Origin of the sequence: Nonomuraea sp. MTCD27, assembly GCF_041950495.1 — a bacterium.
GTDB lineage: Bacteria > Actinomycetota > Actinomycetes > Streptosporangiales > Streptosporangiaceae > Nonomuraea.
Window position 1 is genome coordinate 179,281 of record NZ_JBGNUW010000003.1, and the last position, 19,551, is coordinate 198,831.

Sequence of the window (19,551 nt, forward strand, 5' to 3'; positions counted from 1 at the left end):
AGCGTTGGCCTCATTCGATGGTGAGACCTCCGACGAGCGCGTCACTTCGCAGCGCGGCGGCGGTGGCGTCGGGGTCCAGCACTTCGGCCGCCAGGTGGACGCCGGCCGGCACGGAGCCGGACGACACCGCGTGGGTGGCCAGCGCCATCACCACCCCGCTCAGCGCGTAGGAGTCCACGGCCGTGAGCAGCACTCTCGTGGGCCCGGGCGGGGCGCCCGGACGAGGTCGCGCGGTGAACAGCATGACGTAGAAGGCGCCGAAGTCGGCGTTGTCCCGCAGCGAGGCCCGCACCACGGCCTCCGCGTGTGGTGCGAGTGTCTCGGGGCGGGCGTCCGGCACCTCGGCCCAGGTCGCGGCGAGGGCTTCGGGGAGGCGGTTGGAGACGAAGACGTTGTAGGAGCGCACTTCGTCGGCCCCGGTGTCGGTGGCCAGAGTCTGTGCCTCGGTGGTGAGGTACGGCCAGGCGTGCACGGGTACCGGGAAGCCCGGCAGCCGCACCTGGTGCAGCGGGGCCAGCGTGCCGGGGGCCACCCGGCCGTCCCGCCAGGCCGCCATGGGCTCGCCGAACCTCGGCCCCCTGGTCAGCAGCGCGTCCACCGCGGACAACGGGGTGAAGACGGCCGCTCCGCCCACGTACACGTCGAGGCGGCGCAACGGGCGTCCCTTGGCCAGCAGCCGGGGCAGCAGGCCGGAAAGGCCAGGCATGACCCCCGCGGAGAACACCGCGATCCGGTCATCGGCGACGCCTTCGCCGGTGAGCGCATCCTTGGCGGCCAGCTCGCCGCCGATGTCGACGTAGTGGGCGCCGGCGGCGAAGGCGGCGCGGGCAACCGTGTCCAGCACCTGGTACGTGGGCCCCGCGCAGTTGACCACGATCCGGCAGCCGTCGCAGAAGGCGGCCAGCTCGGCGGGGTCGTTCAGGTCCACCCGGACCGCGTGCGCGGGAGCGGCAAGCGTGGCCGCGAGGTCCGCGGCCCCCGTCAGGTTTCTGCCGCCGACGCGGACCGGCCCCAGGCCGTAGGCGGCGATACGCTGCGCGGCCGTGCGGCCGACCGCGCCGGTGGCGCCCAGGATCCCGATCACCGCTGGTCACCGAGGCGGGAGCGGACGGCGGTGGCCACCCCTGCCACTGTGGAGTCGGCCAGGAACTCCCGCACGGGCACGGACACGCCGGCCTCCTTGGCGAGCCGCACGACCGCCCGTACCGCGAGCAGGGAGTCCCCGCCGAGGCCGAAGAAGTCGGCGGCGCGGTCGAGCACCGGCACCTCCAAGAGCTCCTCGAACACGTCGGCGACGGCCTGCTCCAGATCGTCGGCCGGTGGCCCCTCCCGGTGTCGGACGGCCGTCTCGGGCAACAGGCCGAGCCGCGAACCAGATGCTGAGCCGGGCTCCGTTTCCTCGGGCAACCCGGGCACCCGATCCCAGCCGCTCCCGTCGGCGAGGGCGTCGACCAACGCCACGAACTCCGCGAACGCAACCGTCACCTGATCGGTGTCGAACAGCTCCTCGACCAGGGAGAAGACCGCCACCATCTCCGGGCCCAGCTCGAAGCAGCGGACCTCGATCGCCACCTGCGGCGTGCGGAGCTGGTGGAAGTAGTCGGCGGCGACCACTCGGCCCAGCGGCCCCGCCTCCTCCGGCGGCCCGCCGCCCATGGCCGCGTCCACCCCGAGCACGCTCTGGAACACGACCGGCCCGACCGGCCGCCAGCTCCCCCGGCGGCGGGCCACCTCACGCCCGACTTCAACACCGGTGATCAGGTTGTGGGCGGCGTGCTCGCCAGATGTCGCCTGCACGGTGGTGGCGAGCTCGGCGAACGTGGCCTTGGGGTCCAGGTCGAGGGGAAGCAGCATGGTCGCGGCGAAGGCACCCACCACGCGCTGCACCTCGGGGTGGATGGGCAGGCGGTTGAGCTGGAGCGAGTTCAGCAACATCCGGTGGTGCCCGCCCCAGCGCGCCAGCACCACGCCGAACGCCGTCAGCATGGCCGTGGACGGGGTCACGCCCCGATCGGTGCACTGCCGCCGCAGCGCCGCCCAGTCTTCGGCGCTCCAGCGGTGTTCGCGGTTGCCCATGGTGACCGGCCGCACCTCCTGCGGGTCGGCGGCCAGAGGCAACGCCGGCGGTCCCGGCAGCGTGCCGAGCCGGGACCACCACCAGTCCCGGTCGGCCTGCCAGGCCTCGGTGGCCGGCAAGTCGGCGAGCGAGGTGACGTAGTCGCCGAAGTGGATGTCCAGGGCCGGCAGGGCGGCGTTCCAGTCGGCGACGAAGGTGAGCAGGTCGCGGCTGAGCACGCTGGACGACCAGCCGTCGAAGATCAGCAGGCTCAGCCCGAGGTGGAGCCGGCCTTCGTCCCCGGGCAGCAGCGTGAGCCGGACGTCGATGCCGGGGCCGCTGGTGGGGTCCGGCCCGCTGGTGCTCATCTCCTGCCGTACGTCGCGCAGCGCGGTGTCGATCTCGTCCGGGCCCGCCTCGCGCAGGTCGTATACGCGGACCCGGGGTACCGCGCCGGGTGCGTCGGCGGGTAGGACGTGCTGGCGGCCGTCGGAGGTGACCCGGGCCCGCAGCGTGGGCTGGTGCGCGGCGAGCCGTTCGACCGCGTCCGCCAGCGCGTCGGCGGCCTCGTCGCCGTCCATGCCGGTCAGCGCGTAGTCCAGGTAGTAGTGGGCCGAGTCGTAGGACAGCTCCCAGCCGTCCTGCTGGCCGACGAAGTAGCCCTGTTGGAGGGGGAGCAGGGGGAATTCGGCATGCGGGTCCGGCCGCGGCGTGACGGTGAGCGGCAGGGCCCGGGTGGTGGAGCCGCCGGAGGTGTGCCGCCGTACGAGCTCGGCCAGGTCGCCGAGCGTGGTCTCGACCCGTACGTCCGACAGGGCGAGCGCGACGCCGAGCCGCTTGCGGACCAGCGCCGACATGCGGACCGCCAGCACCGAGTCCCCGCCCAGGCGCAGGAACCCGACATCGTGCGGGATCTCGCCGGGCGGCAGGCCGAGCAGCTCCGACCAAATCTCGGCCAGCTCCTTCATACGTGTACTCCCATCGTCGGGTGAACAGTCGGGTGATCAGCGGATGGCGACGAGCAGGCGCTGCGACAGCGCGGTCAGCGGATCCCCGGGACGGGGCAGGTCCACCTCGATCCGCAGCCCGCTGCCTGCCAGCGCGCTCAGCCACTCCTCGCGACGCAGGTAGGTGCGGGTGGTGCCGGCCCGGCAGTCGAGCCGCCGCGGCGGGCCGTCGTCGGTGGACAGCGCGAACGGCATCGAGGTGAGTGACTGGGGATGCTCGCGGACGGTCTCGATGAGCAGTACCCGCCCGCCGGGAGCGAGCAACGCGGCGACCTGGCCGAGCAGGCGGTCGACATGCGGGGCGTTGTGCGCCATGGTCGCCGCGACGACCAGGTCCAGCCCGCCCGGCTGCTGCGGCAGGTCATGGGCGATGTCGAGCAGGGCGTACCGCAGGAAGCCGGCGTCGAAGCGGCGGCGCGCGGTGTCGAGGAAGAACGGTGACAGGTCGGTGAACAGGTAGAACTCGACCGGCCGGCCGGTCAGCACCGGCAGCAGGTCGGCGGTGGTGGCGCCGATGCCGGCGCCCAGTTCCAGGATCCGCAGCGGCCGGGTGACGCGCTCGGTCAGGTCCCGGACCACCTCGGCCGCGGCGGCGTTGAGGTAGCGGCTGATGACGTTGCCGCGGTAGACGGCCTCGGCGGTGGCGGGCTCCCCGTCGGGGTAGAGCAGCGCCTGCACGCCGATCTCGTCGCGCAGCAGGGACGGCAGCAGCCGCAGCGAGCGCAGCATCAGCTCGGCCAGCTCGGTGGGGTAGCCGAGCGCCAGCCGCGCGGCCTCCATGCGGGTGCGGGCGGCGGCCAGCTCCGCCCGCCGCGGGCCGTGCAGGTCGTGGTATCGGCCAGTGGCGTCCCGGCCTGCCAGACCGGCCTCGTGGAGGGCGGTCAGCCAGTGCCCGGCGATCCAGCGGTGCCGGGGTGCGGCGCCCAGGTCGTCCGCGACCGCGCCGGGCCCGTGTGCCAGGCCCGAGCGCAGCCGGGTGCGCCGGTGCAGGTCGGCCGCGATGCCGAGCAGGATCAGCCGGTCCAGGTCATGGACGGCTCCGGCCGCGTCACCGATGCCGGTTCCGGCGATGGCGGCGTGCGCGGCACTGTCAGCGCGGTCGTTCAGCAGCGACATAGGGCGAGATCGTACGAAATAACGGTAATCATTTTCAAGATCTGGACAAATGTGAGAAGTTGTGTAGCAATGAAAACCGTTTCCATTGCTATCTCTGTGGAAGGGGTCACCCCTTGGGTTCCGCCACCGTCGAAGAAGTGCTCGCCTGCCTGGCCGACGTACTGGAACTCCGGCCCTCGGATCTGGACCCCGACGCCCCGCTCACCGCCTTGGGGCTGGAGTCCTTCACTGCCGTACGCCTGCGCCGCCGCCTGGTGGAGGAGTCCGGACTCGAGCTCCCGCTGACGGCCTTCCTCGGGGCGGCGACCGCGCGCACGGTCGCCGCCGGGATCGTCCCGGACGACCCCGCCGAGGCAGGGGAGTCTTTTCCGCTGACTCCCATCCAAACCGCCTACCTGGTCGGCCGGGACCCGGCCTTCCCCTTGGGCGGAGTGGCGACCTTCTACTACTTCGAGTACGACCGCGTGCCGCAGGACGCCCAGGACGCGGACCTCGACCGGTTGGAGAGCGCGTGGAATCGGCTGGTCCGGCGGCATCCGATGCTGCGCATGGTCGTGGACGCCGACGCCAGGCAGAGAGTGCTCGCCCAGGTGCCCGACTACGTCATCGCCCGTACGGACCTGCGTGGTGAGAGTCCGGAACGGGCGGAGCAGGCGTTGAAGGCGTTGCGTGCGAAATGCTCGCACCAGGTGCTGCCCGCCGACCGGTGGCCGCTGTTCGACCTGCGTGCGGCCCTGCTGCCGGACGGCCGGACCCGGCTGTTCATCGGTGTGGACGTGCTGGCCCTGGACCTCATGAGCTGGATGCGGCTGATGAGGGAGTGGGGCCAGTACGCGGCCGACCCTGACCTGGAGCTGCCCGCACCGCCGCTCGGTTTCGCCGACCTCGTACGGCGTCGGCTGGAGGACCCGGCCGACCTGCGGCGGCGCGAGATCGACGCGGCCTACTGGGCGCGGCGGGCGGCCGGCCTGCCGGACGGCCCGGGATTGCCCTGGACCCGTGGCCCGGCCGACTTCAGCGGCCACCGCATCGTCCGGCATGCCGCCGAGCTGTCCGCGGAGGACTGGACGCAGCTGCGCAAGCAGGGTGCGGCGCACGGGCTGAGCCCCACCGGCCTGCTGCTGGCCGCCTTCGGCCTGGTGCTGCAGCGCTGGGGCGCCCGCGATCCCTTCTGCCTCAACACCACCCTCTTCGACCGCGACGACCTGGCTCTCGCAGATGACACCCCGGGCCTGGACAGTGTCGTCGGCGACTTCACCAGCACCGTCCTGGTGGAAATCCCCATGGCCGACCCCGGCCGCTGGTACGGCTTCACCGGCTACGCCGCGGCCGTCAACCGGCAGTTCTGGACCGACCTCGACCACCGGGCAGTCTCGGGGATGGAGGCACTGCGTACGGCGATCGAGTCGGGGGAGCGTCCCCGGGTGACCGACCCCGCCACCGGGCTGCCCGTACCCACCCACACCGTGGTCTTCACCAGCGGCGTCGGCCTGGCGGGGCCCGGCGAGGCGCCCACCGCCTGGCTCGGCGCCGAGGTCTTCGGCGTCTCGCAGACGCCGCAGGTGATGCTGGACCACATCGTCTGGGACGAGGACGGCAGGCTCCGCATCGCGTGGGACGTCGTCGACGGGGCGCTGCCGGCCGGTTTCGCCGACGGCATGCTGGCCGCGCACGTCCGCCTCCTGCGGCGGCTGGCCACGGAGCCGGAGCTGTGGACCGACTCCGCGCTCGCCTGGGACCCCTCGTTCCTCCCCGACGAGGACGTGGCGGGCGGGGCGTTCGGCGGGGCCGGTCCGCTCCTGGACGACCTGCTGCGCGCCGCCGCCGAACGGGACCCGTCCGCGCCCGCCCTGCTCGACCTGACCGGCGAGGTGACAGCGCGGGAGCTGAGCGAGCAGGCCAAGCGCACGGGCCGGGCGCTGGCCGCGCTCGGGATCGGGCCCGGCGATCTCGTGGCGGTCGTGGCGGACAAGAGCGTCGCGCAGGTCACCGCCCTGCTGGGAGTGCTGGCCGGCGGTGCCGGGTACGTGCCCGTCGAACCGTCCTGGCCCGCGGGCCGGGTGGCTTCGCTGTGCGAGCAGGCCTCGATCCGGACGGCGCTGCTTGCGGCGGAGGCCGACGACACCGCGTGGCCGGACCAGGTCAGCGTGCATCGGCTCGACGCCGACGGCGTTCTCCGGCTTCCGGACGGGTCCGAGCCGCGCCGGCCCGCCCCGGACGACCTCGCCTACGCGATCTTCACCTCCGGTTCGACCGGGCGGCCTAAGGGGGTGGCCATCGAGCACCGTGCGGTCCGTACCACCCTGGACGATCTCGCCGACCGGTTCCCCCTCGCCCCGGACGACCGGGTGCTGGCCCTGTCGGCGTTCAGCTTCGACCTGTCGGTCTACGACATCTTCGCGGTGCTCGGGTCCGGGGGCGCCGTGGTCCTGCCCGAGGCCCACCGCCAGCGCGACCCCGGCCACTGGCTGGAGCTGATGGCCCGCCACCGCGTCACCGTGTGGAACACCGCTCCTGCCCTGCTGGAGATGCTGGTGGAGTACGCGGAGCTGGAGCCGCAGGTGGTGCGCGAGGCGTTGGCCACGCTGCGGCTGGTGTTCCTGTCGGCCGACTGGATCCCGGTGACGCTGCCCGACCGGCTCCGGGCCCTGGCCCCGGACGCCAGAGTGGTCAGCCTGGGCGGGGCGACCGAGGCGTCGATCTGGTCGATCTGCCATCCCATCGAGGAGGTGGACCCGTCCTGGCCGAGCATCCCGTACGGCCGGGCGCTACGCGGCCAGTCCTTCCACATCCTCGACGAACACGGCCGGCCCTGCCCGGTGGGCGAGCCGGGCGAGCTGCACATCGGCGGCGACGGGCTGGCCCGCGGCTACGTCGGGGACCCCGGGCAGACGGCCGAGCGGTTCATCACGCACCCCATCCTGCGCCGCCGTCTCTACCGGACCGGCGACCTCGGACGCTGGCGGTACGACGGGACGATCGAGTTCCTCGGCCGGCTGGACCGGCAGGTCAAGATCCGCGGCCACCGGATCGAGCTCGGCGAGATCGAGGCCACCCTCGACCGGCTCCCCGCCGTGCGGCAGGCGGTGGCCCGCGCGGTGCCCGGGCCCGACGACCGGCCGAGGCTGGTCTGCTACGTGGTGCCCGCCGATCCCGCGGCGCCTCCGGCGGACGACGAGCTGATCGAGGCCTTGCGGGCGAGCCTGCCCGGGTTCATGGTGCCCAACCGCTTCCTGATCATGGACACCCTGCCGATCACGGACAACGGCAAGATCGACTACAAGGCGCTCGCCAACCCGTACCAGCCGACCGGGGCTCCGGCCCGGGACGAGGCTCGCAGCCCAGCGGTCATGAACGCGCCTACGGCCGTCACCGGAGAGACCGCCACCAGCGCGCGGGCGTTCCTTCCTGCGGAGACCGCACGGCCTGCGCAGGCGATCAGAGCCACGGTCACGCGCGGGCTACGTCTCACTCTCACTGTGTCGCCCGACGGGGTGATGGAGCTCGTCGTCGAGGGTGGCGCCGACGGGCTTCCCACGACTGACGTCGCCACATCGCCGCGTCTCGCCACGCCCACGGTCGAGCCACAACCCGACACGTTCGCGGGCCGGCAGGAGCCGCCCCACCCTGTCCCCGCCAGGTCGGACGCCGTGCCGGATCCGCAGGTGGAGCGGGCCGTGGCCAGGGTTTTCAGCGAGCTGCTCAAGACGCCGGTCGATGTGACCACGCCCTTCTTCCGGCTGGGAGCGTCATCCCTGACCGTCGTGCTCGCCCATCGCGCCCTAAGAGCCGAGCTGGACGAAGGACTGACAGTGGTGGACATGTTCGCCCGGCCCACGGTCCGGGACCTGGCCGCCTTCATCACCGCCCGCAGAGAGGCGTCCGGCAGCATCGGCCCCGCCACCCCGTCACCTCGAGAAGATCCGCCCTCGGCAGCCGAGCCCGATCTCGTTTCTGATCAAGCCGCCGCTCGCAGGGCTGCCCGAGCGCGTGCGGCGGAGCTCGCCGGATGAGCGCCGCGCAGAATCCGATCGCCGTCGTCGGCCTGGCCTGCCGCTTTCCCGGGGCGCCTGACGCCGAAGCGTACTGGGCGCTGTTGCGGGACGGTCGCGAAGGGCTGACCAGGTTCACCGACGACGAGTTGACCGCCCGAGGCGTGCCGGGCAGCTTGCGGGCGCACCCAGGGTTCGTCCCCGTCGGCGGGCTCATTGAGGGCCAGGCCGACTTCGACCCCGAGCCGTTCGGGTTCAGCGACGCCGAGGCGGCCCTGCTTGACCCTCAGCAGCGGTTGTTCCTCGAATGTGCCTGGCACGCGCTGGAACACGCCGGTCATGGCGGCGGACGCGGGGCCGGCGCGGTCGGGGTCTTCGCGGGCGCCATGCAGAGCGCCTACCTGGCGAGCAACCTCGCCGAGCGGTGGAACCCGACCGGCGCGGGACGGGACCCGCTCGGCAGCCTGCAGACGGCGATCTCGACCCAGGCCGACTACCTGCCGCTGCAGACGGCCTACCGGCTGAACCTTACGGGCCCGGCGGTGGCGGTGGCGTCGAGTTGCTCGACCTCGCTGGTAGCCGTGCATCTGGCCGCGCAGTCGCTGCTGTCCGGCGAGTGCGACACCGCGCTCGCCGGTGGGGTGTCGCTGATCGTGCCGCAAGGGCAGGGGTACGTGCACGTCGCCGGCGGCGTGTACGCGTCGGACGGGACGATCAGGCCGTTCAGCGCGGACGGCACCGGCATCGTCTACACCCAGGGCGTGGGCGTGGTGGTGCTGCGCCGCCTGGACGACGCGCTGGCCGACGGCGACCCGGTGCTCGCCGTGCTGCACGGCTCGGCGGTGAACAACGACGGAGCCGACAAGGCCGGGTTCACCGCGCCGTCCATGCGGGGCCAGGCCCGGGCGGTGGCCGAGGCGCTCGCGGTGGCCGGCGCGTCGCCGCACGAGATCGGACTCATTGAGGCGCACGGCACCGCCACCGCGCTCGGAGATCCCATCGAGGTGGCCGCGTTGCGGCGGGTGTTCGGTGAGACCGGACCGGCGTGGTGCGGGCTGGGCTCGGTGAAGGGCAACATCGGCCACGCCAACTCCGCCGCCGGCATCGCCTCGTTCATCAAGGCCGTCCTGGCCGTACAACACCGGGTGCTGCCCGCGTCACTGCACGCCTACCCGCTCAACCCGCTGCTCGGCCTGGATGGGTCGCCGTTCGAGGTGATCGCCGAGACCCGGGACTGGGACGCCCCTTCGCTGGCAGGGGTGAGCTCGTTCGGCATCGGCGGCACCAACTGCCACGCCGTGCTCGGGCCGGCCCCGCACCGCCCGCCCGTCCCCGCCGATCGGCGGCCCCAGGTGCTGGCGGTCTCGGCCGCCACAGCTGAGGCGGCGGTCGCCACCGCCCGCGCTCTGGCGTCCCGGCCCGAACCCGACGAGGCCGATCTCGCCTACACGCTGGCCACGGGACGTGCCGAGCTGGCCTACCGGGTGGCGGGCGTGGGCCGGGCCGGGTTGGCCGCGGCGACGCCGGTCAAGGCGGCCGGCCCGCGCCTGGTGTTCGCCTTCCCCGGCGCGGGGAGCGCCTATCCCGGGATGGGCAACGCGCTCTACCGTGACGAGCCGGTCTTCGCCCAGGCCGTGGACGAGTGCGCGGAGCGGTTGCGCCCGCTGCTTGGCGCCGACGTCCGCGACGCCCTGGACCCGGGAATCAGCGAGGCACGCGTCCGCGACGCCGGCTTCGGATTGCCGGCCGTCTTCGCCGTGTCGTACGGACTGGCGCGGCTGCTCGCATCATGGGGCATCGTGCCCGACGCCCTCGTCGGACACAGCCTGGGTGAGTGCACAGCCGCGGTGGTGAGCGGCGCGCTGCCGCTCGCCGAGGCCGCCAAGCTGGTCGCCGCCCGGTGCGCCGCCGCGGCCCGAGCCGCCGGTGGCGGCTCGATGCTCGCCGTCCCGCTCGGCGAGGAAGAGGCACGCGAACTGCTGTCGCGCCATCCCGACCTCGATCTCGCCGCCGTCAACGCCCCGGCCGCCTGCGTGGTGTCCGGGCCCGCGGCGGCCGTCGACCGGCTGGCGCATGAGCTGCGCGGACGTCACATCACGGGCACGAGGTTGCGGGTGGACGCCGCGATGCACTCCCGTCTGATGGAGCCGGAGCTGCCCGGCCTGGGCGCGACACTGGCCGGACTGACGGGCGGCGCCCCCGCCGTGCCCGTGTTCAGCACGGTCACCGGCGCCTCGATCGGCGCCGAACTGGCGCACGCCGGTCACTGGACGCGGCAACTGCGCGACCCCGTACGGTTCGCGCAGGCTTTGGAGGCAGCACTCGGCCCCGGGGAAGACACCCTGCTCGTGGAGGTCGGACCGGGAACCACGCTGTCCGCCCTCGCGCGCAGGAACACCCTGCCAGGCCTGCGGTCGGTCCTGGCGACGCTGGTGCCGGACGAGCCGGAGCCGGCGAGCGTGCGGCAGGCAGTCGCCACACTGTGGGCCCACGGCCGGACCGTGGACCTCGCCGCGCTGTCCGCAGCCGGTCGGCGGCGGGTGCACGCGCCGGGGTACGCCTTCCAGCGCCGCCGCCTGTGGATCGACCCTCCAGCTTCGGACACGTCGTTGGAGGTCGATGCGGAGGAGCCGCTGCAGGTCCCGGTGTGGAGTCAGGTCCTCCCCGCCGAGTCGGAGCCGGTCCCGGCCGGCCGCTGGGCCGTGATCGGGACCGGCACATTGGCGGATGAGCTGCGTGCCCGGCTGGAGGCGGCCGATCTCACGGCTGCCGACGAGCCCTTGACCGGACTGGTCGCGGTGGCGACGGGGGACGGCGCTGAGCGGGCCGCCGCGCCGGCCGCCGACGACGTCGTCGCTGCCGTGCTCGCGTTCGGCGAGGTCGCCGCCGTGGCGGCCGAGCTGGCCGGGCAGGCGGAGCAGCCATGTCTGCTCTTGGTCACCCGGCACGGCGAGCAGGTCGGTGGCGATCCACCACCCGACCCGGCGCAGGCGGCCGTCCGCGTGCTCCCGCGAGTGCTCGGCCAGGAACAGCCCGGGTTGCGATGGGCCACATTCGACCTGGGCACGCAGGCCGAGCCCGCCACCGAGGCGAGGGCCGTGCTCCGTGAACTCAGCGCCCTCGCGAGCGGAGAAGGGACGGGAACGGAAACCGCAATGCGTGGCGTGACCAGGTGGCGACGCCGCTTGGCGCCTTGGAGCCCGGCCCGCACCGGAGGGAGCGCCACGGCGACCGGCAGCGTGCTGATCACCGGTGGGTTGGGGGCGGTCGGGCAACTGTTCGCCCGGCATCTGGCCGCGCGCGGGCATCGGGTGGTCGTCACATCGCGTACGGCCGGTCACCGGGGAACCGCGCTCGCCGAGGCCGGTGTGGACGTGCGGGCTTGTGACGCCGCCGACCCTGCCGCGACCTCTGCCCTGATGGAGGAGCTGTCCGCCGGCGAGCCCATCGAGCTCGTCGTCCATGCGGCAGGCGTGGTCGCGGGGGCGCGGCTGGACCCGCTGCGGTCGCTCGACCCTGGCCAAGCGGCCGCACATGTACGGGCCAAGGCCGGGGGAGTGCTCGCCCTCAGGGACGCGATCGCCGCGCTGCCGCCGGAGCGCCGTCCCCGGACAGTGCTGCTCATGTCCTCGGTGACCACCCTGGTCGGCGGTGTCGGAATGGGCCCCTACGCGGCGGCCAACGCCGCGATGGACGCGCTCGGCCTCGCGGCGCCCGGCGCCACCCAGTGGGTCAGCGCGGTCTGGGACGGCTGGCGGGTGGCCGAGGACGGTGCCGAGGCCACCGTCGTCCTCGCCGGCGCGCTCGACGCGGTCACCGGTACCAAGGCGTTGGACCGCCTGCTGGCCGCGCGCGAGTCGGGCACGGTGCCCCCGATCGTGTCGGTCGCCGGGACCGATCTCAACCCGCGCATCATCGCGGCGGGGAAACCGAGGCCGATCGTGGCCACCGGCGGCGACGTTGCGCGCCTGTCTCCGGCCGAGCGAGCGGTGAGCGAGTTGTGGTCGGAGCTGTTCGGCATCCCGGTGAACGATCCCGACGCCGACTTCTTCGCGCTCGGCGGCCACTCCCTGCTGGGCGTGCGAATGCTGGCCGCGCTGGGCGAACGCTTCGGCGTCCGGCCGGGCATGCGGGACCTGCTGGCCTCGCCCACCGTGGCGGGCATCGCCAAGCTGGTCGAATCGGCGGGCTCGCAGCCGTACCCGACCCAGGAGAGCACGCCGGAGGAGGACGCCGTCGACGGCGACGGCACCTTCCCCATGACACGGGTCCAGCACGCCTACTGGATCGGGCGGGACGGCGGCTACCAGTGGGGGGAGCTGCCCTGCCACTTCTTCCTCGAGTACGACTGCCACAACCTGGACCTCAACCGCTTCGAGGAGGCTTGGAACCAGGTCGTGGCCCGCCATCCCATGCTCCGCGCCGTGGCCACGCCCGAGGGACGGCTTCGCGTGCTGGACAACCTGCCGCGCTACCGGATCCGGGCGCACGACCTGACCGCGACGACAGAGGGCCGCCGGGCGGAACGGCTGGCCGTGCTGCGGGAGAAGTTGTCCACCAAGCCGGGCCCGCCCGACCGCTGGCCACTGGCGCAGATCCAGGCAGCCCGGCTGCCCGGAAACATGATCAGGCTGTTCATCGGAGTCGACGTGCTCATCTGCGACGCCGCCAGCTGGTGGATCATCGAGTCCGAACTGCACGCCCTCTACGAGAACCCTGATGCCCCGCTGCCGACGTTGGATCTGCACCCGGCGGCCTGCGCGGCCGCCCTGGAGCGACGGCGTGACGACCGCGCCGCGCGTTACTGGCGCCGGCGCCTCGACACACTCCCCGGCCCGCCCCGCCTGCCGGTCCACGACCCGGGAGGGTCACCCCCGAAGTTCGTACGGCGCTCCGCACGGCTGGACCGCGAGGAATGGGCAGCGCTTCGGGAAGCCGCCGCCCGGCACCGGGTCACCCCGGCGGCGGCGCTGCTGACCGTCTATGCTGACGTACTGGCCCGTTGGTCGGGGGCAGCCGGGTTCTGCGTGACACTGACCCTCTTCGACCGCCCGGCCATCCATCCGCACGTCAACCGGGTTGTCGGCGACTTCACCTCCCTGCTGCTGCACGAGGTCCCCGCCGAGCCCGCAGCCGTCTTCGCCGACCGGGCCGCCGCCACCCAGGCGAGGATGTTCGACGACCTCGACCACCGCGGCTTCTCCGCACTGGACGTGCTCACCGAGCAAGCCGCCAGGACGGGAGAGGTACGGCCGGTGCCCGTGGTGTTCACCAGCGCGCTCGGCATCACGGACATGGTGGAAGACGGCGGCCACCTGGAATGGGCCGGCGAGCAGGTATACGCGGTCTCACAGACGCCGCAGACCTGGCTCGACCACCAGGTGCTCGAACACGACGGCGAACTGCGGCTGCAATGGGACGTCCTGGAGGGCGTCCTGCCCGGCGACGAGCTGGAGGCGGCGCTCGCCGAGCACGTGACACGGGTGCGCGAGCTGGCCCGATCGTCCGACGCCTGGATCCGGCCCGAGCCCTGGCACACCGTTCCGGCGCCCTCGGGAGAAGCCGCTCCTTCCTCGGGCAGTGCCGCACCACCCTCGCCCCGAGAGCCGGCCTCGCGAGCGGTGGTGAACCGGGCCGGCTCCGTGCGGGACATCGTGCTGCCGCTGCGGGCCGAGCCGGGCGGAACGGCCCGCCCCACGCTGTACCTCGCCCACCCCTCGGGCGGTGACGTGCTGTGCTACGCCGAGCTGTCCCGGCTGCTGGACCCCCGCGTGGACGTCGTGGCACTCGCCGATCCCGAACTGTCGGGCGCGTACGGGCCGGGACCGGAGACCGTCGAAGGCATCGCCGAGCAGTACGTGCGGGCGATCGACGCCTCCGGCGGCCCGGGAACGGCCCCCTGGCTGCTGGGCGGCTGGTCGATGGGCGGCACCGTGGCCCAGGAGATGGCCCGGCTGCTGCACGCCGGTGGCCGGCACACCGCGCTGCTGGCGATGCTCGACTCCAACGATCCCGCGCTCATCCGCGACGTTCCCGGCCGTGATGCCGCCGGGATCGAATGGGAGGTGACGGTACGGCACCTGCACGCCCTGGAGGCCTACCTCGGTATCGACCTGAGCATCGGTGACGTACCCGAGGAAGGGCGCATGAGTGCGGTCGCCGACCGGCTACGCGAGCACCGGCTGCTGGGCCGCGGCGAGGACCTGGCGGGGCGGGTGGCCGTGTTCGCCAGGCACCTGCGGGCGCTGGCCGCCCACACCCCACGGCGGCTGGCCGACCCGGACACAGCCACGTTGCTGATCCGGGCGGAGCGGCCCTCACCTCGCAACTCTGGCATCGGGATGGGCGTCGACGACACCCCGCCGGGCCGGCCCGACCTCGGCTGGGGACGCTACCTGGCCGGGCCGGTCGAGGCCACCGGAGTCGACGCCCACCACTACGGCCTCCTGCACCCTCCCGTGCTGCCCGCCGTGGCCCGGTTGATCAACGCCGCGCTCGACAGGGCGCTGGCGCTACTTTGAGAAAGGTTCCCATGCATTCCCAACTCCGCCGCCGATCGGCGGCGGTCGTCACCGCGGTCGCCCTCCTGACGGGCTGTTCCGGCACCGCGCCGGCCGGCACCGCCGCCCAGCCGACCGGCACCGGCTCCGGCACGGGCACGGGCACCGTGCGCTACGCCGCGCCCGGCTCGCCGTCCAACGCCGTCACCGACCCGCACGGTTTGCTGCCAGGCGAGAGCGATGTGGTCAGGATGGCCCTGACCTACGACGTTCTCACCCTTCCCGGCGCCGACGGCTCGACCCAACCGCGCCTGGCGACCGCATGGCGGCCCGACGCCACCCTGACCAAGTGGCGGGTCACCATCCGCGGCGACGCCACCTTCTCCGACGGTCGCCGGGTCAAGGCGGCCGACGCGCTGTTCTCGCTGCGCCGGATGGGCAAGAAGGCGGCGGAGAACTTCGGCCGCATGGCCATGTTCGACCTCGACGCCTCCGAAGTGATCGACGACACCACCTTCGAGCTGGTGACCAGGAAGCCCTACGCCGAGGTCGGCAAGGCGCTGGAGGGCGCGACATTCGTCGTGCCGGAGGGGAGCGACGACTTCGGCAAGCCGGTCCCGGGCTCCGGCCCCTTCCGCCCGACGAACAAGGGCGGGGCACAAGCGGTGGTGTACGAGCGGAACGACGACTGGTGGGGCCCCAAGCCCCCGGCCAGGACCATCGAGGTACGCGCCGTGCCCGATCCGCAGGCGCGCGCCCAGGCGCTGCTGTCCGGCCAGGTCGACCTGGCCGGGGGAGTGCCCGTCACGCTGGCCAAGCAGCAGGAGGGCAACAACGCGGTACGGCTGCTCCGCCGGCCGGGCGCCACCCTGTACCCGCTGGTCATGCGCATGGACACCAAGCCCTTCGACGACCTGCGGGTACGCGAGGCCGTACGGCTCGCCCTCGACCGGCAACAGCTCCTGGACACCGCCTTCCTCGGCTACGGCGAAATCGGCAACGACCTCATCACCCCCAAAGACCCGACCAGCCCGGCGAACCTGGCGCAGACCACCCGCGACCTCGCCCGCGCCAAGAAGCTGATGGCGGATGCCGGTCTCGCCGACGGCGTCGAGCTCACGCTGCACACCACCACGGCCTACCCGGGGATGGACAGCGCCGCCACGCTGATCTCCCAGCAGCTGGCCGAGATCGGGATGCGGGTGAAGGTGGCCGTGGAGCCGGCCGACACCTACTTCTCCGCCGTCTACGCCCGCAAGCCCTTCTACCTCAGCTACCTGGGCGGCATTCCCTTCCTCGACGTGGTGCGGGTGGCACTCACGCCTGACTCTCCCACCAACGAGACGGCGTGGCAGGACCGTACCTGGTCAGCGGACCTCGACAAAGCCCTGGCCGAGCCGGACGACGCCAAGCGGCGCGGGCTCCTGGGCGAGCTGCAGGCCAGGCTCCGCGACCAGGGCGGTTACGCGATCTGGGCGCTGAGCGATCGGCTCGACCTGGCCAAGGCAGGGCTGAGCGGCGTTCCCGAGGGGATCGGATTCGCCTCGGCGTTCATCGACCAGGTGAGCTTGGACGGCTGAGATGCGCCGGGTGCCGTGGCCGGGCCGTGCACTGGCCAGGAGCGTACTGCTGATGGCGGCCGCCTCAGCGGTGATCTTCCTGTGTACGGCGGCGCTGCCGGGGGACGCGGCGGACCTCGTCAGCGGCGGTCGTGCCACTCCTGACGAGCTCGCTCGGCTGAGGGCGGAGCAGGGGCTGGACCGTCCCCTGCACGTCCGCTACCTGGGCTGGCTGTCTGGGGTGCTGACCGGCGATCCGGGAGTCTCTCTCATCACCGGGCGGCCGATCGGCGAGCTGGTCGCGGAGCGGGCCGGCGTGACGCTCACCCTGACCGTGGCGGCCCTGGCGGTCAGCGTCCCCCTTACGGCGGCCCTGGCCTGGACCGCCGTGCGCGGCCCCAGGTGGCTGCGGCCCGCGGCGAACGCGTTGATCGTGGCGGGCGCGGCCCTTCCGCAGGCCGTGGTGGCCGCCGCGCTGGTGGCCTGGCTGTCCGCGGCCTGGGGGCTGTTCCCGCCGGTGTCGATGTTGCCCGCCGGAGAGCCTCCCTGGAGCCGGCCCGATCTGCTGGTGCTTCCCGTGCTCACGCTCGCGCTGCCGATCGCCGCGTACGGCGCCGCCCTGCTCCGCGGGGCGATCGCGGACGTGGTGGCCCGGCCCTATGTGCGTGACGCCGAACTGCGCGGCCTGTCACCGGCCGCCATCGCACTCCGGTATGTGCTGCCGATGATCGCGGCGCCCGCCACCCGCCTCTTCGCCGTGACTCTCGGTGGGCTGGTGGCGGGCGCGGCCGTCGCGGAGACCCTGTTCGGGCTGGCGGGGCTGGGGGAGCTGCTGGTAACCGCCGTCTCCACACGGGACGTGCCGGTCGTCCAGAGCGTTGCCCTGCTGGCTGCGGCGGTTGTGGTGGCCGGTCTCCTCGCCGCCGATGCTGTCGCCCCACGCCGACGTGCCAAGGCAGCCCGCCCATGAAGCGTGCGAACGGCTCTTTCCTGAAGCGCTCAGGGGATGCGGCGGACAGGTCGGTTCCGGCGCGCAGCGCCGCACAGGACGGATCCTCGCCGGCCGGGCGCCGTTCTCCCGCCATGCTCGTTTTCGGGGGCTTGTCCGGCGTTGTGCTCCTGGTGGCGCTCGGTGGTGAGGTCGTGGCCGGGCACGACCCGGCCGCGATAGTGGCCGCCCCATGGGCGGAGGTCGCATCGGGATCGCCCTTCGGTGCCGACGCGCTGGGCAGGGACGTGCTCGCCAGGGTCCTGGCCGGCGGCCGGGACCTGACCCTGACCTCGCTGGCCGCCGCGTTGACGGCATCGGCTCTGGGGGTGGCGGGCGGGCTCTGGGTGGGCTGGAGCCGCGGACGGCTCGGGCGCGCCGTCGCCGGGGCCGCCGACCTGCTGCTGGCCCTGCCCTTGCTGCTGCTCGCGCTGCTCGCGGTGGTGGCGTTGCCGGGTCCGGCGGCGGTGATCGCCGGCACCGTCCTGGGCGGCACGCCGCTGACCCTGCGGGTGGTCGCCGACGCCACGGCCGCGGCGAGGCAGGCGGGCTATGTCGAGGCGGCGCTGTCCCGAGGGGAGACGGGTGGCGCCGTACTGCTGCGCGAGGTCCTTCCCGCGCACGCTGGGCTCGTCTGCGCGGACCTCGGCCAGCGCATGGTGCTGGCCGTGCAACTCGCCGCCGCGCTCAACGTCCTCGGCTTCGGACCCGAGCCGCCCGCGCCGGATTGGGCCGCCATGCTCCGCGAGAACCTCCAGGGCCTGGGGCTCAACCCCGCGGCGACGATCGCCCCGGCGGTGGCCCTGGCGGTCCTGGCCGGCAGCGTGGCGGCACTCTCCCACTCCCTCGTCGCCCGGGACGGCCTCTCGTGAGCCGGCGCGGCCTGACCGTTCGCGGGCTCACCGTCACAGACAGGACCGGGACGGTGATCGTCGACCGGCTGGACCTGCGGATCGCACCCGGCGAGGTGCTCGCCCTGGTAGGGCCGTCCGGAGCGGGCAAGACCACCGTGCTGCGGGCCGTGCTCGGTGCGCTGCCCTTCGGCCTGACGCACGCGGGCGGGCGGATCGAGTGGCACGGCGCCTCCGTACGAGCTCCGCGTCGCTGGCGCCGGCGCACTGTCGGCTTCCTCGGCCAGGACCCGGCATCCGCGCTGCATCCCCTGCTGGACGCGCGGGCGGCCGTGCGCGAGGCTCTGCCCAGATCCGCGCGCGCCGGCGGCGCCGAAGAACAGGCGCTCGCCGAGGTCGGCCTGGACCCCGCCGATATCGGTCAACGCCGCCCCCACCAGCTCTCGGGTGGGCAGGCGCAGCGAGTGGCACTCGCCCGCGCCCTGGCGGCCGACCCCGAACTGCTCGTGCTGGACGAACCGACCAGCGCACTGGACCCGGCCGCGCTCGCACTGGCCCTGGAGCGGGTGCGGCGGCGTCGCGGCGACGGCCGCTCGGTGACGCTCATCGTCTCGCACGACATGGGCGTGGTGAGCGAGCTGGCGGACCACGTCGTACGGCTCGACCCGGGTGAGGGGAACGACGTCGCACCACGGACGCCGGTCCGTCCTGAGACGACCCGGAAACCGGGAGCGGGCGGCGAGCCGGTGCTGGAGGTGCGTGGGATGACCATCGCGCAGCCGCCCGGTGGGCTACCGCTGTTGTCGGATGTCGATCTTGCGATCTCGTCAGGCGAGACCGTGGCCGTGCTCGGGCCGTCCGGCTCGGGGAAGAGCACGTTGTTGCGGGTGCTCGCCGGGCTGCACCCCGCCGAACACGGACGCGCCACCGTAGCCGGGGAACCGCTGCCCTGGGTCGTGACCGAGCGGAGCCCGGCCGCGGTACGGGCTCTGGCCCTGGTGGGGCAGAACCCCCTCGACGTGCTCAACCCGGCCCGCACCGTCGGGGCGGCACTTGCCCGGCCCTTGCGCACACTACGCGGGCTCTCCCGCAGGGTCGCCCGCGCGGAGGCTCTCCAACTGCTGGCCACCGTCGGGTTGCCGGTGGAGCTGGCGTACCGCTATCCGGCCGCATTGTCGGGCGGTCAGCGCCAGCGGGTCGCCCTCGCCAGAGCGCTCGCCGGGGGCCCGGCCGTGCTGCTGGCCGACGAGATCACCGCCGCCCTGGACGCTCGTACCGCCGGCCTGGTCCTCGACCTGATCGACACGCTGCGCCATGACACCGGCCTCGCCGTCCTCGCGGTCACCCATGACCCGGCCGTGGCCGCCCGCGCCGACCGCGTGCTCCAGGTCGAAGGAGGCCGGCTGCACTCCCATCCCTGTTCTCACCACGATGACCGGAGGCCCTCTCTTGACGCCCTATGAAACGTTGCTCGCCCATCCA

At 73.4% G+C, this 19,551-nt stretch carries 9 protein-coding genes; 6 read left to right on the plus strand and 3 right to left on the minus strand.

The features are described 5' to 3' along the window. Positions 1-10: 10 nt before the first annotated feature. The 3 genes from ACBJ59_RS08970 to ACBJ59_RS08980 are packed head-to-tail and all read right to left on the minus strand — an operon-like array spanning position 11 to position 4,179. Positions 11-1,084 (minus strand): saccharopine dehydrogenase NADP-binding domain-containing protein, encoded by a 1,074-nt coding sequence (locus ACBJ59_RS08970; RefSeq protein WP_375109674.1) that lies wholly within the window; start codon positions 1,082-1,084, stop codon positions 11-13. Beyond that, positions 1,081-3,024, minus strand: a complete 1,944-nt coding sequence (locus tag ACBJ59_RS08975; protein WP_375109675.1) for a phosphopantetheine-binding protein — start codon at positions 3,022-3,024, stop codon at positions 1,081-1,083. The genes ACBJ59_RS08970 and ACBJ59_RS08975 overlap by 4 nt, the downstream gene beginning before the upstream one ends. Positions 3,025-3,060: 36 nt before the next feature. Next, positions 3,061-4,179, minus strand: coding sequence for a class I SAM-dependent methyltransferase (locus ACBJ59_RS08980; protein ID WP_375109676.1), 1,119 nt, complete (start codon positions 4,177-4,179; stop codon positions 3,061-3,063). Positions 4,180-4,292: 113 nt separating this feature from the next. Here ACBJ59_RS08980 and ACBJ59_RS08985 point away from each other — a divergent pair, with 113 nt between their 5' ends. From ACBJ59_RS08985 to ACBJ59_RS09010, 6 genes are all read left to right on the plus strand, one after another. Next, positions 4,293-8,192 carry an amino acid adenylation domain-containing protein gene (locus ACBJ59_RS08985; protein ID WP_375109677.1) on the plus strand — a complete coding sequence of 1,300 codons (3,900 nt, stop codon included), beginning with the start codon at positions 4,293-4,295 and terminating at the stop codon, positions 8,190-8,192. Then, a complete protein-coding gene (locus ACBJ59_RS08990; protein ID WP_375109678.1) occupies positions 8,189-14,692 on the plus strand; it encodes an SDR family NAD(P)-dependent oxidoreductase in 6,504 nt (2,167 codons plus the stop codon). The genes ACBJ59_RS08985 and ACBJ59_RS08990 overlap by 4 nt, the downstream gene beginning before the upstream one ends. A gap of 11 nt (positions 14,693-14,703) precedes the next feature. Continuing rightward, positions 14,704-16,251: an ABC transporter substrate-binding protein gene (locus tag ACBJ59_RS08995; protein WP_375109679.1), complete on the plus strand. Its 1,548-nt coding sequence runs from the start codon at positions 14,704-14,706 to the stop codon at positions 16,249-16,251. A 1-nt stretch (position 16,252) separates the two neighbouring features. Further along, on the plus strand, positions 16,253-17,200 hold the full coding sequence (locus ACBJ59_RS09000; protein ID WP_375109680.1) for an ABC transporter permease: 948 nt from the start codon (positions 16,253-16,255) through the stop codon (positions 17,198-17,200). A gap of 131 nt (positions 17,201-17,331) precedes the next feature. Beyond that, positions 17,332-18,090 (plus strand): ABC transporter permease subunit, encoded by a 759-nt coding sequence (locus ACBJ59_RS09005; protein ID WP_375109681.1) that lies wholly within the window; start codon positions 17,332-17,334, stop codon positions 18,088-18,090. Continuing rightward, on the plus strand, positions 18,087-19,532 hold the full coding sequence (locus tag ACBJ59_RS09010; RefSeq protein ID WP_375109682.1) for an ABC transporter ATP-binding protein: 1,446 nt from the start codon (positions 18,087-18,089) through the stop codon (positions 19,530-19,532). Before ACBJ59_RS09005 ends, ACBJ59_RS09010 begins: the two co-directional genes overlap by 4 nt. The last annotated feature ends 19 nt before the right edge of the window (positions 19,533-19,551 follow it).

Excerpts from the sequence above, each read along its gene's own strand:
- ACBJ59_RS08990 (WP_375109678.1), top strand. The coding sequence starts at position 8,189 with ATGAGCGCCGCGCAGAATCCGATCGCCGTCGTCGGCCTGGCCTGCCGC.
- ACBJ59_RS08980 (WP_375109676.1), bottom strand. The coding sequence starts at position 4,179 with ATGTCGCTGCTGAACGACCGCGCTGACAGTGCCGCGCACGCCGCCATC.
- ACBJ59_RS08995 (WP_375109679.1), top strand. The coding sequence starts at position 14,704 with ATGCATTCCCAACTCCGCCGCCGATCGGCGGCGGTCGTCACCGCGGTC.
- ACBJ59_RS09000 (WP_375109680.1), top strand. The coding sequence starts at position 16,253 with ATGCGCCGGGTGCCGTGGCCGGGCCGTGCACTGGCCAGGAGCGTACTG.
- ACBJ59_RS08975 (WP_375109675.1), bottom strand. The coding sequence starts at position 3,024 with ATGAAGGAGCTGGCCGAGATTTGGTCGGAGCTGCTCGGCCTGCCGCCC.